23 protein-coding genes are annotated in these 24,735 nt (G+C 74.1%); 11 read left to right on the plus strand and 12 right to left on the minus strand.

Annotated features, from left to right (window positions below; translation table 11 throughout):
• Positions 1-22 precede the first annotated feature (22 nt).
• From H5V45_RS06190 to H5V45_RS06200, 3 genes are all read left to right on the plus strand, one after another.
• Complete coding sequence (locus H5V45_RS06190) at positions 23-1,255, plus strand: calcium-binding protein (RefSeq protein ID WP_185252126.1); 1,233 nt, start codon at positions 23-25, stop codon at positions 1,253-1,255.
• Between the two features lie 51 nt (positions 1,256-1,306).
• Positions 1,307-2,806 carry a hypothetical protein gene (locus H5V45_RS06195; protein ID WP_185252127.1) on the plus strand — a complete coding sequence of 500 codons (1,500 nt, stop codon included), beginning with the start codon at positions 1,307-1,309 and terminating at the stop codon, positions 2,804-2,806.
• A 70-nt stretch (positions 2,807-2,876) separates the two neighbouring features.
• Positions 2,877-4,379 carry a hypothetical protein gene (locus tag H5V45_RS06200; RefSeq protein WP_185252128.1) on the plus strand — a complete coding sequence of 501 codons (1,503 nt, stop codon included), beginning with the start codon at positions 2,877-2,879 and terminating at the stop codon, positions 4,377-4,379.
• 220 nt (positions 4,380-4,599) lie between these two features.
• Here the strand turns inward: H5V45_RS06200 and dapC are convergent, their stop codons facing one another.
• Together dapC and fdxA are read right to left on the minus strand one after the other, a co-directional pair.
• A complete protein-coding gene (dapC, locus tag H5V45_RS06205; RefSeq protein ID WP_185252129.1) occupies positions 4,600-5,700 on the minus strand; it encodes a succinyldiaminopimelate transaminase in 1,101 nt (366 codons plus the stop codon).
• Entirely contained in the window at positions 5,697-6,023 is a 327-nt protein-coding gene (gene fdxA, locus H5V45_RS21765) for a ferredoxin (protein ID WP_185252130.1), read from the minus strand. Before fdxA ends, dapC begins: the two co-directional genes overlap by 4 nt.
• Before the next feature lie 66 nt (positions 6,024-6,089).
• Here fdxA and H5V45_RS06215 point away from each other — a divergent pair, with 66 nt between their 5' ends.
• On the plus strand, positions 6,090-7,025 hold the full coding sequence (locus H5V45_RS06215; RefSeq protein ID WP_185252131.1) for a GNAT family N-acetyltransferase: 936 nt from the start codon (positions 6,090-6,092) through the stop codon (positions 7,023-7,025).
• Here the strand turns inward: H5V45_RS06215 and H5V45_RS06220 are convergent.
• On the minus strand, positions 6,995-8,017 hold the full coding sequence (locus H5V45_RS06220; RefSeq protein ID WP_185252132.1) for a DUF389 domain-containing protein: 1,023 nt from the start codon (positions 8,015-8,017) through the stop codon (positions 6,995-6,997). The two genes, H5V45_RS06215 and H5V45_RS06220, sit on opposite strands and share 31 nt — an antisense overlap.
• A gap of 526 nt (positions 8,018-8,543) precedes the next feature.
• On the opposite strand from H5V45_RS06220, the gene aspS reads away from it, so the two are divergent.
• Both aspS and H5V45_RS06230 read left to right on the plus strand, forming a co-directional pair.
• Entirely contained in the window at positions 8,544-9,857 is a 1,314-nt protein-coding gene (gene aspS / locus H5V45_RS06225) for an aspartate--tRNA(Asn) ligase (protein WP_185252133.1), read from the plus strand.
• Between the two features lie 64 nt (positions 9,858-9,921).
• Positions 9,922-11,043, plus strand: a complete 1,122-nt coding sequence (locus H5V45_RS06230) for a sulfite oxidase (RefSeq protein WP_185252134.1) — start codon at positions 9,922-9,924, stop codon at positions 11,041-11,043.
• Here H5V45_RS06230 and H5V45_RS06235 read toward each other — a convergent pair.
• From H5V45_RS06235 to H5V45_RS21775, 6 genes are all read right to left on the minus strand, one after another.
• On the minus strand, positions 10,997-11,836 hold the full coding sequence (locus H5V45_RS06235) for an esterase/lipase family protein (RefSeq protein WP_185252135.1): 840 nt from the start codon (positions 11,834-11,836) through the stop codon (positions 10,997-10,999). The genes H5V45_RS06230 and H5V45_RS06235 overlap by 47 nt on opposite strands.
• 74 nt (positions 11,837-11,910) lie before the next feature.
• Positions 11,911-13,662: a VanW family protein gene (locus H5V45_RS06240; protein ID WP_185252136.1), complete on the minus strand. Its 1,752-nt coding sequence runs from the start codon at positions 13,660-13,662 to the stop codon at positions 11,911-11,913.
• Positions 13,663-13,710: 48 nt separating this feature from the next.
• Positions 13,711-14,049, minus strand: coding sequence for a hypothetical protein (locus tag H5V45_RS06245; RefSeq protein WP_185252137.1), 339 nt, complete (start codon positions 14,047-14,049; stop codon positions 13,711-13,713).
• Positions 14,049-14,957 (minus strand): N-acetyl-1-D-myo-inositol-2-amino-2-deoxy-alpha-D-glucopyranoside deacetylase, encoded by a 909-nt coding sequence (gene mshB, locus H5V45_RS06250; protein ID WP_185252138.1) that lies wholly within the window; start codon positions 14,955-14,957, stop codon positions 14,049-14,051. The genes H5V45_RS06245 and mshB overlap by 1 nt, the downstream gene beginning before the upstream one ends.
• 61 nt (positions 14,958-15,018) lie before the next feature.
• A complete protein-coding gene (locus tag H5V45_RS21770; protein WP_185252139.1) occupies positions 15,019-15,303 on the minus strand; it encodes a hypothetical protein in 285 nt (94 codons plus the stop codon).
• A complete protein-coding gene (locus H5V45_RS21775; RefSeq protein ID WP_185252140.1) occupies positions 15,303-15,683 on the minus strand; it encodes an NUDIX domain-containing protein in 381 nt (126 codons plus the stop codon). The genes H5V45_RS21770 and H5V45_RS21775 overlap by 1 nt, the downstream gene beginning before the upstream one ends.
• A 44-nt stretch (positions 15,684-15,727) precedes the next feature.
• Between H5V45_RS21775 and H5V45_RS06265 the strand changes: the two genes are divergently transcribed.
• Entirely contained in the window at positions 15,728-16,813 is a 1,086-nt protein-coding gene (locus H5V45_RS06265) for a hypothetical protein (RefSeq protein WP_185252141.1), read from the plus strand.
• Positions 16,814-16,819: 6 nt separating this feature from the next.
• Here the strand turns inward: H5V45_RS06265 and H5V45_RS06270 are convergent, their stop codons facing one another.
• A complete protein-coding gene (locus H5V45_RS06270; RefSeq protein ID WP_185252142.1) occupies positions 16,820-17,623 on the minus strand; it encodes a thioesterase family protein in 804 nt (267 codons plus the stop codon).
• 41 nt (positions 17,624-17,664) lie between these two features.
• Here H5V45_RS06270 and H5V45_RS06275 point away from each other — a divergent pair, with 41 nt between their 5' ends.
• Positions 17,665-18,030, plus strand: coding sequence for a YidH family protein (locus H5V45_RS06275; protein WP_185252143.1), 366 nt, complete (start codon positions 17,665-17,667; stop codon positions 18,028-18,030).
• A 9-nt stretch (positions 18,031-18,039) separates the two neighbouring features.
• Here H5V45_RS06275 and H5V45_RS06280 read toward each other — a convergent pair whose 3' ends face one another.
• Positions 18,040-18,591, minus strand: coding sequence for a TetR/AcrR family transcriptional regulator (locus tag H5V45_RS06280; protein WP_185252144.1), 552 nt, complete (start codon positions 18,589-18,591; stop codon positions 18,040-18,042).
• An 80-nt stretch (positions 18,592-18,671) separates the two neighbouring features.
• On the opposite strand from H5V45_RS06280, the gene H5V45_RS06285 reads away from it, so the two are divergent.
• Positions 18,672-18,998 (plus strand): DMT family transporter, encoded by a 327-nt coding sequence (locus H5V45_RS06285; RefSeq protein ID WP_185252145.1) that lies wholly within the window; start codon positions 18,672-18,674, stop codon positions 18,996-18,998.
• Between the two features lie 18 nt (positions 18,999-19,016).
• On the opposite strand, the gene H5V45_RS06290 is transcribed toward H5V45_RS06285, so the two are convergent.
• Complete coding sequence (locus H5V45_RS06290) at positions 19,017-20,666, minus strand: FAD-binding dehydrogenase (RefSeq protein WP_185252146.1); 1,650 nt, start codon at positions 20,664-20,666, stop codon at positions 19,017-19,019.
• 122 nt (positions 20,667-20,788) lie between these two features.
• Between H5V45_RS06290 and H5V45_RS06295 the strand changes: the two genes are divergently transcribed.
• Both H5V45_RS06295 and H5V45_RS06300 read left to right on the plus strand, forming a co-directional pair.
• The gene (locus H5V45_RS06295; protein ID WP_185252147.1) at positions 20,789-22,042 is read left to right on the plus strand and encodes an MFS transporter; all 1,254 of its coding nucleotides are present in this window, start codon (positions 20,789-20,791) and stop codon (positions 22,040-22,042) included.
• Positions 22,043-22,133: 91 nt separating this feature from the next.
• A complete protein-coding gene (locus H5V45_RS06300) occupies positions 22,134-24,710 on the plus strand; it encodes a response regulator (RefSeq protein WP_185252148.1) in 2,577 nt (858 codons plus the stop codon).
• Positions 24,711-24,735: the final 25 nt, after the last annotated feature.

Consider the following 24,735-nt stretch of genomic DNA (forward strand, 5'->3'; position numbering starts at 1 on the left):
TCGGCCGACCTAGGGTGACGGCATGCGACTCACGCGGGGGACCCTGGTCGGACTGCTCGTGAGCGGCGGACTCGTCGCCGTCGGGGTGAGCTCCGCCCAGGCGGCGCCCAACCCGTGCGCCGGCGCCACGATCGTGGGCACCGACCAGGACGACGTCCTGCGCGGCACCGACGGACCGGACGTCATCGACGGGCTCGCGGGGGACGACACGCTGTTCGGCCTCGGCGGCGACGACGTGCTGTGCGGTGGCTACGGGCAGGACGAGCTCCAGGGTGGCGACGGTGCCGACGTTCTGCACGGCGGGCGCGACGCCAAGGTGCAGGAGGACAGCGACTACTACGTCTACTACGGCGACTCGCTCGAGGGCGGCCCCGGTGACGACACCCTGGACCCGGGGCTGGACAGCCGGCACGAGGGCTCGGTCGACGCCGTCACCTTCGAGCACTCCCTCGGCCCGGTCACCGTGGACCTCGCGCTCGGCAGCGCCACGGGCGACGGCACGGACACGTTCACCGGACCGTTCACCCGCGTCACCGGCACGCCGTACGACGACGTCCTCCTCGGCAGCGACGGGAGGGAGACCCTCGCCGGCGGCCGGGGCTCCGACCGGCTCGAGGGCCGCGGCGGCGACGACGATCTCGCCGGGCGGGACCTCTCCTTCCACCGTGGGTGGAACCACGTCGACCGCGACGTGGTGCTGGGGGGCGCCGGCAACGACTACGTCGCCGGGGGGAACGGCGACGACCTCCTGCGCGGCGGCCGCGGCAACGACTCGCTCAACGGCGACCGCGGCGTGGACCGGTCCTACGGCGGCCCCGGCAAGGACAACTTCGTCGACCTGCTCGAGTCCGCGGACGGTCAGGTGATGGCGGGCGGCCCCGGCGTCGACAACCTCTACGACCTCCACCTCTACGACGCCGACGGCCGCTACCAGCGCCACTCCGTCGGTCGGATCGACCTGGCCGCCGGGACCTTCCGTGCGAGGTTCGGCGGCACGACGACCCGGGTGTCCGTCCCCGGCAACGAGGGTGCCGGCACCCCGCGCGGGGACCTGTGGACGGTGTACGGCACCGACGGCCCCAACCAGCTCATCTCGGGCTACGACGACCCGGTCCGGCTCTTCGGGCTCGGCGGTCGCGACAGCCTCTTCGGCTCGATCCGCGACGACGTCATCGACGGCGGTCCCGGCTACGACTCCGGCACCGGGTACACCGGCCACGACCGGATCATCTCGATGGAGAAGATCTACCGCTGACGCACGGCGGGGATGGCCGGTCCGCCCGCCCACCGGTGGCACCATCGGGCGGTGCCCAAGGTCTCCGAGCCGGTCGACGACACGACGCCGCTCGCCGCGGCGCGCATCGACGTCCCGGCCCGGATCGGCTGGTTGCTGCGCTCCCACCGCACCGTCGGCGGGCTGTCCCTGCGCCAGATGTCGGGAGCGCTGCTGGAGCACGGCGTCCAGCTCTCCAGCACCACGCTGGGCCGCATCGAGAGCGAGGGCCAGCGCTCCTCCGGGGCCCTCGACGGGTACGCCGCGGTGCTCGGGCTGCAGGACGGCTCCCTGCGCGCGACCGTCGACCTGCTGTGCCGCACCTTCGCCTACGCACCCGACGCCCCGGTCGAGGCGCCGCCCGACTCCCTGGCCGACTTCAGCGCCGCCTGCGAGGCCGTCGAGACCGACCGCCCGACCGGCGGCGAGTGGCTGGCCTTCGCCCGCCAGCACGCGCACCCGGAGGGCTTCGGGCTGCCGACGCACCTGCTCGAGCCGCTGGTCCGGCGCCTGGCGATCGAGGACGGCCGGGCCCTGGGGGACGCCGAGCGCACGCGGTACGACGCGCTGACCGAGCTGCGCTGGAGCGCCTACGCCGATCTCGTCCACGAGGTGCTGGAGGGCCTGGTGCACGTCCCGGAGACCATGACCGTGCAGCGGGCTCTCGGCGCGCTGTCCGAGCGGCCGACCCCCGCGCTGCTGCGCTGGTGCGGCGAGCTGCTGGCCGACCCGTCCGTCGCGGTGGCGCGAGGGGCGTCGTACGCCCTGCAGAACATGCTGGTCATCGGCGGGCTGGGCCCCGCCGCGTGGTTCGAGCTGGTCCCCCTCGTCGAGCGGGCGGCCCGGCTCGGGCAGGACGACGGCACCCGTCTCGACGTCCTCGCCCAGCTCTGCGCGGCCCTCCCGGCACCGCTCGCCACCGCGGTCCGCCGCGTCTGCGTGCTGCCCCCGGATCCCCCGATCGCGCCGCGCACCTGGGCGCGGAGCCGGCACAACGAGCACTACGAGTTCGCCCGGGCGGTCGCCCGCGACGCGTGCCGCCGCGTCGCGCACCCCGACGAGCCGCTGCTCGAGCGGTTGCTCTTCGAGGCGATGTTCGACCCGCGGGGGGTGCGGATGGGGACGTCGACGCACCTGATCGGCACCTCGGCCTTCGCCCACCCGGTGGTGGAGAGCCTCGCCGAGCGGTACGCCGACGGGCCCGACGCCACCAGCCGGGCCGCGGCGATGCGCGTCGTGTCGGCCGCCTACACCGGAGGCCCGCTGCCGGCGATCGCCCCGTGGCTCACGACGCCGTCGACGACCGAGCTGCACAACGCGCTGACGGTCTACGGCCGCAGCGGGACCGCCCTGCCCGCGACCGCCGTGGCCCGCGGGCTCGCCGGCGACGACGTGCTGGCGCGGCGTACCGTCTTCGCCCTCGGCATGGCCGAGGACCCCCGCCTCGAGGACCTCGTCACGACGGGACCGACGGCCGACGTGCGCGCGTCCGCACGCTGGTGGCTCGACCACGGCGGACGCGTCCTGCACTGAGCGCGGACCGGCCCGCGCGGCGGGCATGGGACGGGCTGCGCGGACCCCGCGGGTGCGCGAGGATGGGCAGGTGCCCAGGGTCTCCGAAGCGGTCGACGATACGACCCCCCTCGGCGGCGCGCGCATCGACGTCCCCGCCCGCATCGGCTGGCTGCTGCGCTGCCACCGAACCGTCGGGGGGCTCTCGCTGCGCCAGATGTCGACGTCCCTGCGCGAGCACGACATCCGGCTGTCCAGCACCACGCTCGGCCGCATCGAGAGCGAGGGGCAGCGCTCCTCGGCGGCGCTCGACGGGTACGCCGCGGTGCTCGGCCTGCCCGAGGGCGTGCTGCGGGCCTCGGTGGACTCGATGTGCCGCGCCTTCGGCTACGCCCCCGGGGCGCCGTCGGACTCCGCGGCCCGCTCCCTCGAGGGGTACGGCGCCGCCGTGGACGCCGTCAGCGACGGGGCGCCGGTCGGCGGCGCCTGGCTCCGCTTCGCCCGCTTCCACGCGGCCCCGAACGGCTTCGGACTGCCCACGGGGTTGATGGATCCCCTCGTCCGTCGCCTCGTCCACGAGCTGCTCAGGTCCACGACCACCGCGCACATCACGCGGTACGGCGCCCTGCTCGAGCTGCTCGGCAGCCCCTACCGCCCGCTCGTCGAGACCTTCGTGCGGGCTCAGGTGCTCGCCCCCGGCACCCCGCGGATCGACTGGCTGACCAGCGTTCTCTCGGACGCCCCCACGGCCCCCACGCTCGCGTGGTGCGCCGGGCTCCTGGACCACGAGGCCGACCACGTCGTCCAGGCCGGCTCCTGGGCCCTGCAGAGCATGCTCGTGGCCGGCGGACTGAGCGCGGCGGACTGGGCGACCGTCGTCCCCGCCTTCCACCGCGCCTGGCACGACGGGGCCGCCGACCCGGACGTGCGGCGCACCGCCCTGACGCAGCTCTGGCAGGCCTTCCCCCCGCCCCTGCGGCTCGCCACCGGGCGCACCTGCAACGTCGCGGTCGATCCCGTCCCCACGCCGCACAGCTGGGTGCGGGGGCGCGACAACGCGCACTACGAGTGGGCGAGCGCGGTGTCGCGGACCGCCTGCCGCCGGATGTCGCAGTCGGAGGAACCGCTGCTCGAGCGCCTCGTGTTCGAGGCGGCGTTCGACCCGCGCGGGGTTCGCAAGGTGATCGCCCGGTTCCAGCTGCTGGCCTCCCCGTTCGGCGACACGATCGTGGAGGTGATGCTCGAGTCCGCGGACCGGGCGCCCGACGCCGAGGCCCGACGCTCGATCCTCCAGGCCGCTGCCTTCCTCCACCGCGGTCAGCCGGTCCGCACGGTCGACCGGCTGCTGGCCTCGGCCGACGGCCACGACTTCATCGCCGGGCTGACCCTGGCCGGGCAGGCCGGTCTGCGACTGCCGGGGTCGGCCGTCACCCGCGGGCTGTCGGCCGACGGGGCCACGGTGCGCAAGACGCTCGGCGCGCTCGGCCAGGCCGAGGACCCGCGGCTCGCCGATCTGGCCACCGGCGAGGCGGACGCCGAGGTCCGTGCCGGGGCCCGGTGGTGGCGCGAGCACGGCGGCCGGGTCGTCGTCTGACCGCCCGCCTGCGCGCTCGGGCGAACGCAGGCGGGGCGGCTGCCTGTCCCCCGCACAGGCAGCCGCCCCAGCGCTTCACCGGTGGGACCGGCCTCGCGCGGCGCCCACCCCCGTGCGGCGCCGGCCGACCCCTGCGGCGTGCCACCACGGTACGAAGTCGGCGGTGTCCGTGCGGCTATGTCCCGAACATCGTCGCGGGCGGGACAACGGGGCGGCGGGATCAGGCGGTGAGCCGGGCGACGGCGGCGGCCACCCGCTCGTCGGTGGCGGTGAACGCCACCCGGACGTGCCGGTTGCCGGCGCGCCCGTAGAACGACCCGGGCGCGACCAGGATCCCGCGCTCGGCGAGCCAGGCCACGGTGTCCCAGCAGTCCTCGTCGCGCGTGCACCACAGGTAGAGCGACGCCTCGGAGTGGTCGACGCGGAAGCCCGCGGACTCGAGCGCCGTGCGCAGGACGGCCCGGCGGGCGGCGTACCGCTCGTGCTGCTCGGCGACGTGCGCGTCGTCGTCGAGCGCGGCCACCATCGCGACCTGCTGGGGCTCGGGCATCTGCAGGCCGAGGTTCTTGCGGACGGCGAGCAGCTCGCCCACGACGGCGGGGTCGCCGGCGACGAAGGCGCAGCGGTAGCCGGCCAGGTTGGAGCGCTTGGAGAGCGAGTGCACGGCGAGGATGCCCTCGTGCGAGCCGCCCGAGACCGAGGGGTGCAGCACCGAGACCGGCTCGGCCTCCCAGGCGCACTCGAGGTAGCACTCGTCGGAGACGAGCAGCGTCCCGCGCTCGCGGCACCAGTCGACGACCTTCTTCAGGTGCTCGGGCGGGAGCACCCGTCCGGACGGGTTCGACGGGGAGTTCAGCCAGAGCAGCGCCGGCGTCTCGGGGCCGAGCGACGTCAGCGAGTCGGTCGCCACCGCGCGGGCGCCGGCGAGGGCGGCGCCGACCTCGTACGTCGGGTAGGCCAGCTCCGGGTAGGCGACCAGGTCACCGGGGCCGAGGCCCAGGTGGACGGCCATCGACCCGATCAGCTCCTTGGAGCCGATCACGGGGAGCACGCCGTCGAGGCCGAGCCCGGTGACGCCGTGCCGGCGCGCCAGCCAGTCGATGCAGGCCTGCCGGGTCGCGACCCGGCCGATCGTGACGGGATAGCCGGGCGCGTTCGTCGCGCCCGCCAGCGCCGCCTGCGCCACGGCGGGCGTGTCGTCGACGGGCGTGCCGACCGAGAGGTCGACGATCCCGTCGGCGTGGGCACGCGCCGTGGCGGCGTACGCCGTGAGGTGGTCCCAGGGGAAGTCCGGGAGCCGACTCGAGACCGGTGAGGTCACTCGTCGTGCGGCTGCGGCGGGAGCGCCTCGATCAGGGCGTGGTCCTTCTCGATGACGCCCATCTTGGCGGCGCCACCCGGCGAGCCCAGGTCGCTGAAGAAGTCGACGTTCGCGGTGTAGTAGTCCTTCCACTGCTCCGGGGTGTCGTCCTCGTAGAAGATCGCCTCGACCGGGCAGACCGGCTCGCAGGCGCCGCAGTCGACGCACTCGTCGGGGTGGATGTAGAGCATCCGCTTGCCCTCGTAGATGCAGTCGACGGGGCACTCGTCGACACAGGCGCGGTCCTTGAGGTCGACGCACGGCTGGGCGATGACGTAGGTCACCAGTTCCTCCTGGAGGTCACGCTGAGAGCAAGTGAGGGCGGTCGCGGCACAGCCTAGTATCCCGACGTGCCCCCCTCCCCGGAAGCCCATGGTCTGGGCCCCCACGTCGTCGGTCAGCGGGTCGTCGTGCGGCGGGTCCTGCCCGGCGAGACCGGCCCCTCGGGCGGCCCGGCGATGACGGACCTGCTCGGCGTGTGCACGGCGTGGGGCGACGGCCGCTGCGTCGTGCAGCCCGAGTCCGGCGAGCCGGTCACCATCGCGCTGGCCGACGTCGTGTCCGGCAAGCCGGTGCCGCCGCGCCCGCCGGTGCGGCACCGCGTCTCGCCGCTCGCGGCCCAGACACGGGCACTGGCGCTCTGGCCCGACCTCGAGACCGAGCCGGTCGGCGACTGGCTGCTGCGCCGCTCCCCCACGGCGTCGGCCCGGCGGGCGAACTCCGTCCTCGCGTTCGAGCCCTCCGGGGTCGAGGGCGACTACGAGCGGGTCGTGGCGTTCTACGCCTCCCGGACCGGGCGGCCGATCGCGGCCGTGCTGCCGGAGTCGGCCGAGGACGCGCTCTTCCGCGGGCACGGGTGGGTGCTGGAGAGCCACGACGCCGACACGCTCTTCCAGCTCGCCGGGGTCGCCCAGGTGCGGCGCGGGCTGCGCGCGGGCGGGTCGGGCTCGCCGGGCTCGTCGGGCTCCGCCGGGGGCTCGGTCGAGGTCCGCGAGGAGGGCGGCCTCGCCGTGGCCCGGCTCGACGACCGGGCGAGCGGCGTGGCGGCGTACGCCGACGACTGGGTGGGCTTCCGCAGCATCGAGGTGTCCCCCGAGCACCGGCGTCGGGGGCACGGGCTGGCGATCATGGCGGCGCTGCTCGAGTGGGGCGCCGAGCAGGGCGCGACCACGGCGTACCTCCAGGTGCTGGGCGACAACGTCGGCGCCCGGGCGTTGTACGAGCGGCTGGGGTTCGCCACGCACCACGCCTACCGCTACCTCGCGCCGGCGTCCGAGCCCGTCTGACGCCGCTGGCCTCGCTGGCCGGTGGTGCCCGGGTGCGGTCCGCGCCAGCCGGGCAGCCGCTCCGAGCGGACCGTCAGCGTCGGCCAGAGCACCCGGACCAGGGCCAGGACGACCGCGCCCGAGACGACCATGCCGGCGACGTTGAGGCCCAGCTGCTCCAGCGAGCCGACGATCTCGTGCTGCTGCCAGAGCGCGAGCCCGAGCGCCAGGTTGCCGGCGGCCGGCACCGTCGTCACGCTGATGAAGACGCCCACCATCGTCGCGGTCTTCTCGATCGCCATCGCCAGCACGCCCGCCGCGCCGGCCACGATCGCGACCACGAAGGACCAGACGTCCGGGTGCCAGATGAAGCCGGTGTTGGGTCGCGCCTTCGTGATCATGGTCGCGTCGACCAGGCCCCCGGCGCGGGCCAGGAGCGCCAGCACGGCGACCACCGCGACCGCGAAGGCAAAGCTGAGCACGAGCAGCCGCAGGCTGCGCCCGACCAGCCGCCACCGGCCGAGCACGATCCCGGCCGAGACGGCGGCGACCGCGCTGAACTCCGGGCCGACGACCATCGCGCCCACCACGAGGATCGCCGAGTCGGTGACGACCGCGATCGCGGCCAGCACGACCGCCAGGACGAGGAACACGTGGAAGCTGACCGTCGGCGTACCGCCGTCCTCCGCCTTGGCCTCGACCGCCTCCCAGATCACCGCGTCCTCCGGATGACCCGGCGCGACCGCCTCGAGGTGGTCGGCCCGCGCGAACGGCGTGCTGATCGGCGTCGTGACCACGATGCCGCCCCGCTCGTCGAGGCCGGTCCCGTTCAGCTCGCCGAGCAGCACCCCGGCCTTCTCCCGCGCCACGTCGCACTCGACGAGGTCCCCGGCCGGGTCCAGGCACGCCCCCCGCTGGACGGTCACGTTCGTCGTCCACTCGCGGTCGACGAGGAGCGTCTCGACCGTCCGGGTCAGGTCCTCGGGCACGGTCAGGCGGAAGTGGACGAGCACGGCGTCAGCGTACGGCGGCGGCGGGCTCTCGGGGTCGTGCGCGTGCCCCTGCGTCGGGGTGCGGTTCGTGACCGATCGTGAAACGGGATTCGCGGTTGGTGACCAAACCGCAATCTCGGAGGCCCTTCGGCGTGCGGTTCGTGACCAATCGCGAGATCGGCAACAGGTTTGGTCAGAAACCGCAGGTTTCGCGGAGATTTTCTGCGGTTGGTGACCAAACGTGAATTCGGATCCGCGGTTGGTGACCAAACCGCAATCCGACGGCCGCGAAAACCTGCGGTTTCTGACCAAACCCGGAGAATCCTCCCGAAACCCGCTGTCGCCGACGCCGGACGGTTGCCTACGATGTCCCCGGCGGCGCGAGGCCTGACACCCCTCATGACAGCGGCCCCCGCGCGTCCGGCGTCACCGACGAGAGGCCGGCGCCCTGCCAGCAGCACCGACAGGGTTCCCGGCGAAGGTGTGGTGGCACCGCGACCTTGCCCCCGCCCACACCTCCAGGGCCACATCACTCCTGGAGGTCACCATGGTTCCACCACGCCCGTCAGCCGTCGCGCCCCGCACCCTCGCCGCGGACCTCACCCGGGCCACGCCCGGCTCACCCGTCCGGCTGCAGGGCTGGGTGCACCGGCGCCGCGAGCTCGCGGCGCTGACGTTCCTCGTCGTCCGCGACCGCACGGGACTCGCCCAGGTCGTGGTGAAGGACGGCCCCGACGGACGGCCCGCGGTGCCGCCGGAGGAGACCACCGTCGAGGTGGTCGGGACCGCGACCGCGAACCCGCAGGCACCCGGTGGCGTCGAGATCACGGACCCCGTGATCACCGCCCTCACCGAGCCCGCCGCCACGCCGCCGGTCGAGCTCTGGCGGCCGAGCCTCAACGCCTCCCTGCCGACCCTGCTCGACCACGCCCCCGTGACCTGGCGGCACCCGGCGCAGCGGGCGAAGTGGGAGCTCGCGGCGGCCTCGCTGCGCGGCTTCCGGGCGACGCTCGACGCGGCCGGCTTCACCGAGATCCAGACGCCGAAGTTCGTCGCGTCCGCCACCGAGTCCGGGGCGAACGTCTTCGAGGTCGACTACTTCGGCCGGCCGGCGTACCTCGCCCAGAGCCCGCAGTTCTACAAGCAGCAGATGGTCGGCGTCTTCGAGCGCGTCTACGAGGTCGGTCCGGTCTTCCGCGCCGAGCCGCACGACACGGTCCGGCACCTGGCGGAGTACGTCTCCCTCGACGCCGAGCTCGGCTTCGTCGAGGACCACCGCGACGTGCTCCGGGTGCTGCGCGACGTGGTCGCGGGCATGGTCACCGCGATCCACGAGTACGCCGGCGGCGCGGTCGCCCTGACCGGCGCGCGGGTGCCGGTGGTGCCCGAGGAGATCCCGGTCCTGCACTTCCGCGACGCCCTGGCCCTGGTCGGCGCGCCAGAGGACGAGCCCGACCTGGCGCCCGAGCACGAGCGCGCGCTCGGCGCCTGGGCGCTGGAGGAGCACGGCAGCGACTTCCTCGCCGTCGAGGGCTACCCGATGGCGAAGCGGCCGTTCTACACGCACCCGCAGCCGGACGACCCGCGCTGGAGCAACAGCTTCGACCTGCTCTTCCGCGGGCTGGAGCTGGTCACCGGCGGTCAGCGGCTGCACCGCCCGTCGGCGTACGACGAGGCGATCCGCGCCCGCGGCGAGGACCCGGCGACGTACGCCGCCTACCTCCAGTCGTTCGAGCACGGGATGCCGCCGCACGGCGGCTTCGCCATCGGGCTCGAGCGCTGGACGGCGCGCCTGGTGGAGGCGACCAACGTGCGCGAGGTCACCCTCTTCCCGCGCGACCTGCACCGCCTGACGCCCTGACCCGGCCCCGGCGCGACGCGGCGCGGCCATTCGACTAAGGCGTGTTTCTTAGTATGGTTACAGCATGCTTCGCGACCGCCACGACCGACCTGTCGACGGTGGGGACTGGTTCATCCAGCACGGCACCGACGTCGAGACCCGCTGGAACGCCGACGTCCCGCACCTGACGCCCACCGACCACTTCTTCGTCCGCAACCACACCGAGCCGCCGCACGTCGACCCCGAGACCTGGCGGCTCGTGGTCAGCGGCGACGGAGTGGTCGGTGAGACGTCGTACTCCCTCGACGACCTGAAGTCGTTCACCAGCCACACCTACGAGCGCGCCCTCGAGTGCACCGGCAACGGCCGCAGCCTCTTCGGCAGCCAGCAGGGCACCGAGCGCCCGGGCACCCAGTGGCAGATGGGCGCCATCGGCGTCGCGCGCTGGACCGGCGTCCCGCTGCGCACCGTGCTCCGCCACGCCGGCCTCACCGGCGACGCCGTCCAGGTGATGCCGGTCGGCCTCGACGCGCGGTACGTCGACGACGGCATCGACCACGGTCACGTGCGGCGTCCGCTGCCGATCGGGAAGGCCCTCGACGACACGCTCGTGGCCTGGGAGATGAACGGCGAGCCGCTGCCCCTCGACCACGGCTTCCCCGTGCGCCTCGTCGTGCCGGGGTGGGTCGGGATCGCCAGCATCAAGTGGCTGGGCGAGCTGCAGGTGACGACCTCGGTCGTCGACTCCCCGTGGAACACGCGGTGGTACCGCATGCACGGCGAGGGCTGGAGCGGCGACGCCGCCGTCCTCGACCGGATGCCGCCCAAGAGCATCGTCGACGTGACCGGCGACCCCGAGGTCGGCCGGATGGCCGTCCTGCGCGGCCGCGCCTGGTCCGGCGAGGCCACGATCCGCATGGTCGAGGTCAGCACCGACGGCGGGCGGACCTGGGAGGAGGCCAGCCTCACCGGCTCCAACGAGCCGTCGAGCTGGGTCGAGTGGGAGCACCCGTGGACGCCCGTCGCGAGCGGTGAGCAGGTGCTCGTCACGCGCGCGACCGACAGCCTGGGCCGCACCCAGCCCGAGGTCGCCGCGGACAACGACGACGGCTACTTCTTCGGCGCCGCCGTGCGGCACCGGGTCACGGTCCGTGCCGAGGTCAGCACGCCGGCCGGAGCGTCGGGTCGGCCGGCCCCCGTCGGCTGAGTGCGTCCAGCGTCCACGCGATCACCGCGCGGCTCTGCGGGATCCGCACGTGCTCGGACCAGTCGTCCGGGCACGCGTCCTGCAGGGTGAGGTTCGTGGTGCGGCGACCGGGCGCCAGGAAGCCGGAGGTGTACGGCGTCACGACCTCGTCGTGCTCGGTGACGATCTGGGTGTAGCTCACGCGGCCGGGCGTCTCGTCGCCCTCGTTGAGCCGGCGCAGGAACGCCGAGCCCGCCTCCTGCTGCGCGCAGGCGTCGCAGAACGAACCCGTCGGTGACACCGCGGACCCGCTGCCGCCGCCGTCACCACCCGTGCCGTGGTTGCTCGGCGCGATCCCGACCAGGTCGTCGACCACGCGGGCCCCGCCGAGGAACCTGATGAAGTAGCGCGGCATCAGCCCGCCCTGCGAGTGCCCCACCATCGAGACCCGCTCGGCGCCGGTCGCCTCGAGCACGCGTCGGGTGAAGGCCTTCAGCTCACGTGCGGAGCGCTGGATCCGGTCGGTCGCGCGGTTGCCGTAGTCGAGGGAGAACACGCAGTACCCGTCGCCGACGAGCGCCGTCGAGAGGTCCTCGAGCAGGTTCTTGCGGTCCCCGAAGGTGCCGTGCACCAGGACCACCGGCTCGGGCCGCTCGGCGCTCGGGCGGCAGGACCAGTCGTTCGCGCCCGGCGGGTCGCCGAAGGGCGACGTCGGCAGCGGCACCGGGACCGGGTCGGCCTGCGCCCGCACCGGTGCGAGCACGACCAGCAGGGTCAGGGCGAGGGCGACGGTCCAGGTGCGTAGCGTGCGCATACGGGCCCAACGAGGCACCCGGCGGACGGGCTACGCCAGGGCCTACGCCGACGACGCCGACGCCGACGTGCGGCTCAGCCCCTCGGCGGCTTGCAGATCACGGTGTCCGAGGGCGTGTAGGTGGTGTGGAAGACCTCGTCGTGGTCCAGCGCGCTCTCGCCGGCCTTGCGGAAGTAGCGCGTCACGTCGACGTCGAACCCGCCGTAGCCGGTGTTGGGGTAGCAGTCCGGCGTCCGCAGCACCCGGGTCGCCGGCTCGGTCAGGTCGTAGCGGTCCGACGTCGAGGTGGTGATGTCCCAGACCTTCGTGGAGTACATGCTCACGGTGACGACGCCCTGCGAGGAGGGAGTGCTCGGGGTGACCTGGGCGTGCACGAGGACGCCGTACGGCGTGTCGTTGCGGAAGCGGAGGTCGACGGCGCCCCACGCGACGGTCGCCTCGCGGCCGACCGGGTAGCGGTCGATGTAGAACGAGTGCGGCTTGTGCTCGACATCCTCGAGCCCCGCGAAGAACATCGCGTTGAACGTCGTCGTCGCCATCTGCGAGACGCCGCCGCCGAGGTCTTCCTTGAAGATCCCGTCGCTGATGATGAAGCCCTCGGTGAAGCCGTTCTCGCGGGTCCGCTCCCCCACGGTGTCGTTGAGGGAGAAGGTCTCGCCGGGCTTCAGCAGGGTGCCGTCGACGAGCTCGGCGGCGCGGCCGATGTTGGTGTTGCGGTACTCGGCGTACGGGTAGTACGTCGTGAACGTCGAGACGCGCTCGCGCACCTTGAGCGCGCGGGCGTCCTTGGTCGTGAAGTCGGGCTCGGCGACGCTCGCCTTGACGGTCATCTCGCGCTTGCCGTCCGGGCGCGTCACCAGGGTCAGGAACGCGTCGCTGACGTCGGCGGGGTCGTAGGCGACGCCCGGCTTCGCGGGCACGACGCGGGGCTTGCCGTCGACCAGCGCCACCGAGGCGTCCACCGGGGCACCGTTGTCGCTCACCGCGCCGTCGACGAGCTTCTCGAGCGCCTTCTCGTCGAGGACGGGGACCAGCTCGCCGTCCTGCGCCTCCATGCCGAGGGCGTCGGCGTAGTCGCGCGGCTGGAGCCGGACCCGGGAGTCGCCGAAGACCAGCGTCACCGGCGCGGACAGGGCGGGATTGGCGAAGTCGTCGAGGGCCTCCTGGAGGTCGGCGTCGTCGACGTCCGGGGCCTGGGCGCTGAGTGGGAGGTCGACGCGTGGCTCGTCGGAGAGGTACGCCGCCTGCAAGGCCGTCCGGGCGGCGTCGAGGTCCAGCGCGCGGCCCGTGCGGGCCTTGGTCGTCACGATCCGGGCGCCCTCGAACCGCAGGGAGGCATCGGTGGCCGGCCGCCCGATGCCGGCGGCGAGCGACTGCACGGCCGCGTCGAGGCGGTCCTCGTCGACGGTGAGGACGGGGTCCAGGTCGTCGCCGCCGGTGTAGTAGTCCCAGAGCCGCTGGGGGTCCCAGCTCTGCTCGCCGCCGGCGGCGGCGACCGAGGCCGCGTAGTCCACCGCGAGCCCCGCCTGGGCCGGCGTGACGGACACCGAGGTGCCGCCCACCGTGACGTCGATCGGGCGACTCGAGCGCTCCGCGAGCCCCTCGGCCAGCACCTGGGCGGCGGCCTCGGGGGTCCGGCCGCCGATCGCGACCCCGGCGACCGAGGCACCCCGAGGGACCTTGTCGCCGGACAGGACGTACGCCGCGGCGTACCCGCCCCCGAGGAGCAGCGCGAGCCCCAGCAGCAGGCCGAGGACGACCCAGCCGCCCTCCTTCTCGCGCCCCTGCGGCGGGGTCGGCTGGTCGCGGCCCGTCTTGCGCGTCATGCGCCTCATCCTAGGTGCGGGCCCCGGCCGGACCGGCGCACCAGCGGCTCAGGACCGCGCGCGCCGGACCGGGCGCGTCGGCCGCGGCAGCGTGGCCACGCCGGTCACGAGCACGACGAGTCCCAGGGCCATCAGCGCGTAGCCGGGGGTGTCGGCCCCCACGACGAAGCCGCCCTCCGGGCGCGGCAGCACCAGCCGGGCCACGAGGAGGAACCAGCCGAGCGCGAAGGCCAGCCGTCCCCACCAGCCCGGCGGCAGCGCGACGAGGGCCGTCATGGTCGCCGCCGCGCCGAGGGCCAGGCCCCACCACCAGTGGTGCAGCGCGGTCGTCGCCAGCCCGGTCCCCGCGCCCCCGAGCAGCAGCAGGGGCGCCAGCAGGAAGCGCATCAGAGGCCGGCGAAGAGGTCCGTCTCGAGCCCGTCCTCGCCGAGCGGCCCGAGCTCGCCCTTGACGATGCGGTAGTACTCGATGCCCCAGGCGGTGCTGCCGACGTTGTTGGACAGCGCGAAGAACGGGCCGTCGGTCGTGATCTGGGTGGCGTGCGCGGCCAGCGCGGCCATCTTGCGGTCGACGACGTCCTGCGCGTCGACGGCGGCGGCGAGGTTCTCGTCGCTGGTCACGAACGGCGGCAGCGGGCCGTCGGGGTCCATGCCCTCGAAGGTCGTGGTGTCCCCGGAGTCGCGGATCAGCCGCAGCCCGGCGCGCATCCGCGACTCCGACATGGCGCCCCAGTAGATCTTGGCGATGTCCCAGTGCTCGCCGAGGTCGTGGCGGTACGACGGCACGGCAGCCAGCTGGGCGGCGTACATCGCGACCCGGTGCGCCTGGATGTGGTCCGGGTGGCCGTAGCCGCCGAACGGGTCGTAGGTGACCAGCACCTGGGGTCGGACCTCGCGGATCACCGCGACCAGGTGGTCGGCCGCCTCGGTGAGGTCGGCGTGCCAGAACGCGTTCGCGTGGATGTCGTCCGCGGCGACCGCGTGGCCGTCCTCGTGCCACTTCATGCCCGAGTCGCGGTAGGTGCCGAAGCCGCCGAGCCAGCGGTGGTCGGTGACCCCGAGCTCCTTCATCGCGGCGGCGAGCTCGCCCTTGCGGTGCAGGCCGAGGCCGTCCTCGCGGTCGGCGGCGAGGTGCTCGAGCTCGGGCACCAGGATCTCGCCCATCTCACCGGCGGTGCAGGTGACCAGGGTGACGCCGCGGCCCTCGGCGACGTACTTCGCCATCGTGGCGCCCTGGCCGATGGACTCGTCGTCGGGGTGCGCGTGGACGAGCAGGAGGCGGTGGTCGGCGGTCATGGGGCAATCCTAGGGAGACGCGGGGAGCTCGCTGGTCGAGCCCGTCGAGAGGCCCAACACCTCACTGCGGCCGTTTGATCCGCCGCGGGGCGTCCGGCAGCGGCAGCGGCGCCGGCGCGGCGGCCGGGCCCGGGTCGGGGACGCCGTCGTCCAGCCACCCGTCGTACTCCTCCACGAGGAGCTCGAGGACCAGCACCGGCGCGTCGGTCAGGACCGCCCAGGGGTGTCCCTCGTCGTCGTCCTCGCCGGCCAGCCGCTCGCGCACCAGACGCGCGTCGTAGCCGTCGCGCACCAGGCGGGCCACGGCTCGCCGGGCGTCGTCCTCGTCGAAGAAGATGCCGCGCATCAGGCCAGTCTCTCGCGGAGCTCGGCCAGGAACGGCCGGTCCGGCTCGAGCCAGTCGACGTCGTCGAGCTCGTCGTGCGCCAGCCAGCGGACCCGGTCGTGCTCGCGGGGCTGCGGCTCCCCCGCGACGAGCATCGCGCTCGCCACCGTGAGCACGTGGGTGCTGCCGATGGCGGCCTCGCCGGCGAGCCACCCGGTCACCTCGACCGTGCAGGCCAGCTCCTCAGCCACCTCCCGGACCGCAGCGGCGGCCGGGGTCTCGCCGGCCTCGACCTTGCCGCCGGGCAGCTCCCAGCGGCCGGCCGTCTCCGGCGGCGCCGTACGACGGGCGGCGAGCACGCGACCGTCGCGCAGGACCGCGACGCCGACGACGGGGATCATGGGCCCGACGGTAGCGGGCGCCGGCCCGCGGCTAGCGTGACGGCATGGTCGACGACAGCGGGATCCACCTCACCCGCACCGACGAGAACGCCGCCGAGATCGACGAGCTGGCCGCCCTGCTGGGCGGCCGGGTCGGACTCGACGGCGTGCTGGGCGACCTGGACCGGCGCGGTCGTCGCGGGCTGGCCCCCGGCCTGGCCGTGACGCGCTCGCTCACCTGGGACGCGGAGGACCGACGGACCACGCAGTGGTGGCCGCAGGGCATCTCGACCTCCGCCGACGCCTCGGACACCGGGGAGATCGGCGACCGACGGGTGCTGGCGGTGTCGTGGTACGCCCAGGGCGCCGGCGCCGCCGGCCACCAGGGGGCCCGGATCAGCTTCCTCGACCTCGCCACCCGCCGGTACCGCCACGTGCTGCTCGTGATGCCGGTGCGGGCCGCCGACGGCACCGTGGCGCTCGAGCCGCTGCGCGTGCACGCGGGCGGGATCGTCTGGTGCGGCCCCTACCTGCACGTCGCCGCCACCGCGCGCGGCTTCCACACCTGCCGCCTCGACGACCTCCTGCGCGTCGACGACGACGCGGCCGGCTCCGACCGGACCACGCTCGGCGTCGAGGCCGGCCGTGTGTCGGCGCACGGCTACCGCTACGTGCTCCCGGTGCGCTTCTCCTACCGCGCGCACGCCGGCAGCACGGACCAGGGGCTGCGCTACTCCTTCATGTCGCTGGACCGCAGCGCGACGCCGCCCGACCTCCTCGTGGGTGAGTACGGCCAGCGCGGCCAGAGCCAGCGCCTGGCCCGCTTCCCGCTGGACCCCGGGACGCTCCTGCTCAGCGAGGACGAGGAGGGCCGCTCGGTCCCGCTGCTGCTCGAGGGCGGCGGCGTGCAGCAGACGCAGGGCGCGGCGGTGGCCGGCGACACCTACGTGCTGACGGTCTCGCACGGGACCCGGACGCCCGGATCGGTGTACGTCGGGCGGCCCGGCCGCTTCCGGCGGCGGCGCTGGGCGACCCCGATGGGGCCCGAGGACGTCGCCTACTGGCCCTCGAGCGACCTGGTCTGGTCGGTCAGCGAGCACCCGCGCCGACGCTGGATCTTCGCCATGAAGCGGTCCCGGCTGACCCGGTAGCGCAGCTCAGCGGGGCTGGCGCGCCAGCTGCCGGCTCTGCGCCACGAGGCGGCCGGCGGAGTCCCAGACCTCGCAGTCCTCCTCGAACATCCCGCCCGCGAGGTTGCGGGTCGCGTGGCGCACCTTGAGCCAGCCGGGAGCGGGCCGGGCCCGCACGTGGGCGGTCAGCTCCAGGGTCGGCGCCCAGCCCGGCATGCCGAGCTCGAAGGTCACCGGCGGCAGCGCGTCAACGACGGTGAGCAGCGAGATCGGGTCGGGCTCGCGACCGCCGGCCAGGCGGAACCACGCGCTGATCTCACCGGTGCCGCCCGGCTCCCCCACGGCCCAGCCGATCCGGTCGGGGTGGAAGAGCATGTCGAAGCGGTCCAGCAGCGGCGCGGTCGCGCGGAAGGCCGCCGGTGCCATCGTGCTGGGCACGCAGCGCTCGCGCGGGGGCAGGTCGGGCTGCTCGGCGGTGGTGCGCACGTCGTCGCCCAGCCGCGTCAGGTCGCCGTACGACGCCAGCGCGGTGATCCGGGCCTCGTCGCCCTGACGCAGGTCGGCCGCGACGGTCGCGACGCTGCCGCCGTCACGGCGGACGCTCACGTCGACCGTGGCCGGGCCGGGGACGGAGGCCGCGAGGTAGTAGGCGCTGATCGAGAGCGGGTCGGGCTTCCCGGGCAGCTCGGCGCGGATCGCGTTGCCGATCACGGCGAGCAGGTACCCACCGTTCACCCCGCCGCCGACCACCCAGCCGCCCGCCAGGTCAGCGTCGTAGCGGCCGCTCCCCGCGGGCCGGACGGCGATGTGGTCGTCGTACTCGTGAGCCATGAAACGAGCCTAGGGGGCGCGGACTCCGGCAGAGTGGGCGCATGGACGAACGACGGCCGCGCTGGATCTACGGCGCAGGCCACGAGCCCGACCCCCGCTTCAGCCTCGCCAACGAGCGCACCTTCCTGGCCTGGGTCCGGACGGCGCTGGCGATCCTCGCCGGCGCCGTGGCGCTCTACTCCCTCGGCGTGCCGGACCCGCGCTGGGTGCGGGTGACGGTCGTGGTGGCCCTGGTGCTCGCCGGCGGGCTGATCACGCTGCTCGCCTTCGTGCGCTGGGCCCGCGTCGAGCGGGCGATACGCACCGCCACGCCGCTGCCGGCGTTCACCCTCGGCCTCGGCGCGACCGTCACGGTCGTGCTGGTGGCCGTGCTGCTGGCCGTGGCGCTGGCGCTCGGTCCGGGCTGACGGCGCCTGTCACGCTCCCGCCAGCCCCGCCGCGGCCCGCGCCAGGTCGTCGACCCCGCGGGCGAGCTCCTCGGGCCGGTCGGTGGCCAGGTCCAGGTGGAAGCCGTAGAGCGAGGAGTCCACGAGCGTCACGATCCGGCCGACCACGTCCGCGGGGGCGCCGCAGCGGCCGAGGTAGCCGGCCAGCGCCGTCGCCCAGCGCTCGTTGCTGGCGCGGGCGTCGCTGAGGTAGGGCTCCTGGCCGATCAGCCCGGTCGCCGCCGCCTGGCAGTAGACGTGCAGGCAGCGGTGCAGCGGCTCGGTGCGGTAGGCCGCCCACAGCGCGTTCACCCCGGCGCGGACCCCGGCGGCGGCCGGGAGCGCGTCGACCTCGTCGATCGCCCGCTGCGTGGCGGCGTCGACGACCGCCGACACGAGGGCGTCGCGGCTGCCGAAGTGGTAGATCAGCATCCGGTCGCTGGTGCCGATCGCCGCGGCGACCGGACGGAGGGTCAGCCCGATCAGGCCCTGCTCCAGCACGTGGTCGGTGACCCGCTCCAGGAGGTCGTCACGACGATTCATGGCGTCAGCGTAGCGAGTGCTACATTGACGTGTGTAGCGACTGCTACACGCACGACCTGACGACGAGGACAGTGAGCGAGATGTACGGCGCAGTGGTGCTGCTGGCGGCGGCGATCGGGATCGAGGTGGCCGCGACCGCCCTGCTCCCCCGGGCGCAGGGCTTCACCGACCCGCTCTGGAGCGCCGCGGTGCTCGCGGGGTACGGCGTCTCGATCTGGATGCTGTCGGTCGTGGTCCGCTCGATGCCGGTCTCGGTGGCCTACGCCATCTGGGCCGGCGTCGGCACCGCCGCCGTGGCCGCCGCTGGGTACCTCTTCCTCGACGAGCCGATGGGCTGGCTCAAGGCCGGGTCGCTGGCCCTGATCGTGCTCGGCGTCGTGGGGCTGAAGGCCTCCGGCACGCACTGAGCCCGCGCCCGCGGCCGCTCAGACCGCCGCGGCCGCCGCCCGGCCGGCAGTCCGCCCGGAGAACACGCAGCCACCGAGGAAGGTGCCCTCGAGGGCGTTGTAGCCGTGCATGCCGCCCCCGCCGAAGCCGTTGACCTCGCCGGCGGCGTACAACCCGGGCAGCGGCTCGCCGGCGGAGGTCAGGCAGCGGCCGGAGAGGTCGGTCTCGAGGCCCCCGAGGGTCTTGCGGGTCAGGATGTTGAGGCGTACGGCGATCAGCGGGCCGGCCGCCGGGTCGAGCAGCTTGTGCGGGGTCGCGACCCGGATCAGCTTGTCGCCGCGGTAGTTCCGCGCCCCGCGGATGGCGGTGACCTGGGCGTCCTTGCTGAAGTCGTTGTCGAGCTCGCGGTCGCGCGCCTGGATCAGGCGCCGCAGCGACTCCTCGTCGACGCTCACGCCCTCGTCGCCGACCCGGTTCATGCCCGCCACGAGCTCGGCCAGCGTGTCGGCGACCACGAAGTCCTCGCCGTGCTCCTTGAACGCCTCGACCGGTCCCGGCGCCCCGGGCTTGACCCGCGACAGCAGCAGCTTGATGTCCTTGCCGGTCAGGTCCGGGTTCTGCTCGGAGCCCGAGAGCGCGAACTCCTTCTCGATGATCTTCTGGGTCAGCACGAACCACGAGTAGTCGTGGCCCGTGGTCCGCAGGTGCGCCAGCGTGCCGAGCGTGTCGAAGCCGGGGAAGCACGGCGCGGGCAGTCGTCGGCCGGTCGCGTCGAGCCAGAGCGAGGAGGGGCCGGGCAGGATCCGGATCCCGTGGTTCTCCCAGATCGGGTCCCAGTTGCGCAGGCCCTCGACGTAGTGCCACATCCGGTCCGGGTTGATCACCCGGGCGCCCGCGGCCTCGGTGATGCCGAGCATCCGCCCGTCCACGTGGGCCGGGACGCCGGCCACCATGGTCCGCGGCGGCCCGCCGAGACGGGCCGGCCAGGACTTGCGGACGAGGTCGTGGTTGCCGCCGATGCCGCCGCTCGTGACGATCACGGCCTGGGCGCGGAGGTCGAACTCGCCGGTCTCGTCGCGGCTGCTGGCCCGGCCCCGCTCGACCGAGCTCGGCGCGAGCGTCGCGCCGCGGACACCGACCACCGCCCCGCCCTCCAGCACCAGGTCGTCGACGCGGTGCCGGAAGCCGAAGCGGATCCGCCCGCCGTCGACGTGCTCGCGGACCCGCCGCTCGAACGGCGCGACCACGCCCGGTCCGGTCCCCCAGGTCAGGTGGAAGCGCGGCACGGAGTTGCCGTGCCCCTCAGCACGGCCGTCCCCGCGCTCGGCCCAGCCGACCACGGGGAAGACGCGCAGCCCCATCGCGTGCAGCCAGGACCGCTTCTCCCCGGCCGCGAAGTCGACGTACGCCTCGGCCCACTGCCGCGGCCAGAAGTCCTCCTCGCGGTCGAACTGGGCGCTGCCCATCCAGTCCTGCAACGCCAGCTCGTGCGAGTCCTTGATGCCCATCCGCCGCTGCTCGGGGGTGTCCACGAGGAACAGCCCGCCGAGGCTCCAGAAGGCCTGCCCGCCGAGCGACTGCTCGGGCTCCTGGTCGAGCAGCAGCACGCTGCGGCCCGCGTCGGCCACCTCGGCGGCGGCGGCCAGTCCGGCGAGGCCGGCTCCCACGACGATGACGTCAGCATCCATGGCGCACGTTCTACCAGTACGCCGCGGCCGCCGACGGCTCTTCCGTCCAGCGGAACCGTCCGGTGGGCGGCGGGTGTGACGACTGCCACCATGACGCCTTCTCGTCTCGGCTAGGAGAGCGCATGTCCGTCACCACCCGATCCACCCCCGACACCCGCACCAACGGCCTCTGGCCGGTGGTCCTCTGCTGGGTCGCCGTCGCCCTCGACGGCTTCGACCTCGTCGTCATCGGCGCCGTCATCCCGACGCTCAGCAAGACCGGCGACCTCGGCTTCACCGACGCCTCGCTGACGATGGCCTCCACCGTGGGCCTCGTCGGCGTCGGCATCGGCGCCGTGGCGATCGGTCCGCTGACCGACCGGTTCGGCCGGCGGCTCAGCCTGATCGCGTGCATCGCGGTGTTCTCGGTCCTGACCGTGGCGGTCGCCTTCGCACCGAACGTCGCCGTCTTCACCACCCTCCGCTTCCTGGCCGGTCTCGGGCTCGGCGCCTGCCTGCCGACGGCCCTGGCCTTCATGTCGGAGCACGCGCGTGCCGGGCGCGGCGGCACGGCCGTCACCCGGATGATGACCGGCTACCACGTGGGCGCCGTGCTGACCGCCCTGCTCGCGCTCTGGGTGATCGAGGACCACGGCTGGCGCGCGATGTTCGTCATCGGCGGGGTCGCGGGCCTGCTCACCCTCCCCCTCCTGTGGTTCAAGCTGCCCGAGTCGGAGACCTACCTGCGGGCCGTCGCCGACCGGCAGGAGGGCCGGGTCGCCCAGGTCCGCAGCAGCGAGGTGGTGCGCGGGGCCTACCTCCGCGTCAGCATCGGCCTGTGGGTCGCGTCCTTCATGGGGCTGCTCCTGGTCTACGGCCTCAACACCTGGCTCCCGAAGATCATGGGCGAGGCCGGCTACTCCATCCAGGCCGGCACCGGGCTGCTGCTCGTGCTCAACATCGGCGCGGTCATCGGCCTGCTGGTCGCGGGCACGATCTCCGACGCGCGCGGCAACAAGCCCACCGTGCTGCTCTGGTTCGGCCTCGCGGCGCTGTTCCTCGCGCTGCTGAGCATCAAGCTGGACAGCTCCGTGCTGGTGTACGCCGCCGTGCTGCTCGCCGGGGTCTTCGTCTTCAGCGCGCAGGTGCTCGTCTACGCCTTCGTCGGCCACCTCTACCCGCCCGAGATCCGCGGGACGGCGCTCGGCGCCGCCGCCGGCATCGGCCGGGTGGGCGCGATCGTCGGTCCGTTCCTCGGCGGGGCGCTCGTGACCGCGGGCATCGCCTACCCCTGGGGCTTCTACGCGTTCGCCGTGGCGGCCGTGCTCGCGGTCGTCGCCCTGGCGACGGTGCCTGCCCACGTGCACGGGGAGCGGGACGCGGCACCGACCCGCTGAGTCGCGGCGTCCGGGACAGCACGCCCGGCACTAGGTCACACTGTCCTCATCCGCCGTGCAGAGGGGCGACCTCGGGGGACGAGGAGGCAGCATGACGTCGCAGCCGTGGCGACCACACGCGAGCGCGGGCGCACCCGCGCTCGCCCTCGTGGCGTTCGCGGCTGTGTGCATCGTCGTGCACTTCGTGTCCCCGTTCGGCCCGGTCGGGGACACGACGTACCTCGCCCTGATCGTCGGCGCCCCCGTCGTCGCCTGGCTCGGCGTCCGCCGGGCCCCGGCCGAGGTGCGCCTGGTGGCGCTCCTCATCACCCTGGGCCTGGCGTCGTCGGCCCTCGGCGACGTGATCTGGCTGGCCTACCAGTGGTCCGGCCGCGAGCCCGACGTCTCGCCCGCGGACGTGCCGTACCTCCTCAGCTACGTCGGGCTTGGCGGCGCGCTCTGCGTCCTGCTCAGCCGGACCAGCCCCCGGGGACGCCTCGACGTGGACGCCGTCATCGACGCGCTCACCGTGGTGACCGTCAGCGTGCTCGTCTTCTGGACGCTCTCGATCGAGGCGATCGTCGCCGACGACACCCTCTCGCCGACCGTGCGCCTCGTCTGGGCGACCTACCCCGTCGCCGACGCCGTGCTGCTCGCCCTGGTCCTGCGCTGCCTGGTCGGCGCACGCTCGCGGGCCGCCCTCGGGCTGGCCTTCGGCGCCGGCGTCGCCTGCTGGCTGGTCTCGGACCTGGGCTACCTGCTGCTCGAGATCTCGTCGCGGGTCTCGGCGCTGCTCGACATCGGCTGGATGATCGGCGCCTGCCTGATGGCCTCGGCGGCGTGGCGCTACGCCCGCCGCGGCACCCCGCTGCCCGTCCCGGCCGCGACGGCCAGCGACGCGGTCGACGAGCACGAGCTCAGCGGCTCCGGCCTGGGCAAGCTGGGAATCGCGATCGTGCCGCTCCTGGTGCCGCCCGCACTGGCGCTCGTGACGTGGGCACGCTCCGGCGACGCGAACCCGGTCGCGACCTTCGTCGGCATGCTCGCCCTGGTGCTGCTGGCCTTCGTCCGCACGGCCCGGCTGCTGCAGTCCGAGGCCCGGGCGCGGGCCGACGCCCGGGCCGGCCGCGACGCCGCCCTGGAGGGATCCCGCGCCAAGTCGGCCTTCCTCGCCACGATGAGCCACGAGATCCGGACCCCGATGAACGGCGTCATCGGGCTGACCGGACTGCTGCTCGAGACGCCGCTGGACGCCCGGCAGCGGCAGTACGCCCAGGGCGTGCGCGGCGCCGGCGAGGCGCTGCTGACGATCATCAACGACATCCTGGACTTCTCGAAGGTCGAGGCCGGCAAGCTGGCCCTCGAGAGCATCGACTTCAGCCTCGTGCAGGTCGTCGAGGAGGCCGCCGAGATGGTGGCCGACCCGGCCCAGAACAAGGGCCTCGAGCTGCTGGCGTACTGCTCCCCCGAGCTCCCCCTCGACCTGCGCGGCGACCCGTCCCGGATCCGTCAGGTGCTGCTCAACCTGGTCTCGAACGCCGTGAAGTTCACCGAGAGCGGCGAGGTCGTCCTGCGGGCGCAGCTCGAGGACCGGACCGAGGGCGGCGTCGTGGTCCGCTTCGAGGTGACCGACACCGGGATGGGCATCGACGAGGAGCACCGCGCCCGGCTCTTCGAGCCGTTCTCGCAGGCCGACTCGTCCACCACGCGCCGCTTCGGCGGCACCGGGCTGGGGCTCGCGATCTCCTCGCAGCTGGTCGCGGCGATGGGCGGCGAGATCGGGGTCGACAGCACGCTCGGCGAGGGCTCGACGTTCTGGCTCACGCTGCCGCTCGAGCTCGCCCACGACGCGACGGTCACCCCGCCGCGGCACACCGGCGAGCTGACCGGGCGGCGGGTGCTGATCGTCGACGACAACCGCACCAACCGGCTGATCCTGACCGAGCAGCTCGGGGCGTGGGGCATGCGCCCCGCGGACGTGCCCGGGGGCGACGCGGCGCTCGAGGCGCTGACCGAGGCCGCGGCGACGGGGCAGCCGTTCGACCTCGTCGTGCTCGACATGTGCATGCCGGGCATGGACGGCGCGGAGCTGGCCCGCCTGGTCACGGCCGCGCCGCTCGGGTCCCCGGGGATGCTGCTGCTGACGTCCGGCCCCGACCTCACGGCCGCCGAGGCCGAGGAGGTCGGCATCCGGGCCCGACTGACCAAGCCGGTGCGCCTGGCCCATCTGCACGACGCCCTGCTGGACGCGCTCGAGGCCCGCCCCGAGCCGTCGGCCCCGACCCCGCGCGAGCGTCGACCGGTCGACACCCGGGGCCACGTGCTGGTCGTCGAGGACAGCGAGACCAACCAGCTCGTGGCCGAGGGGATCCTGGCCCACCTCGGCTACACCGTCGAGATCGCCGACGACGGCTTCGCCGCGGTGGCCGCGGTGCAGCGCGGCCGCTTCGACGCGGTGCTGATGGACTGCCAGATGCCGGGCATGGACGGCTACCAGGCCACCGGGGAGATCCGGCGGCACGAGGGCGAGGGCCCCCGGACCCCCATCATCGCGATGACCGCCGGCGTCATCGAGGGCGACCGCGAGCGCTGCCTGGCGGCGGGCATGGACGACTACGTCTCCAAGCCGGTCAGCCCGAACGAGCTGCGCACCACCCTGGCCCGCTGGGTCGCGACGCAGCAGGACTGAGCGCAGCAGGACTGACCGCCGCCAA

This window comes from Nocardioides luti, from assembly GCF_014212315.1.
Taxonomy (GTDB): Bacteria; Actinomycetota; Actinomycetes; order Propionibacteriales; family Nocardioidaceae; genus Nocardioides; species Nocardioides luti.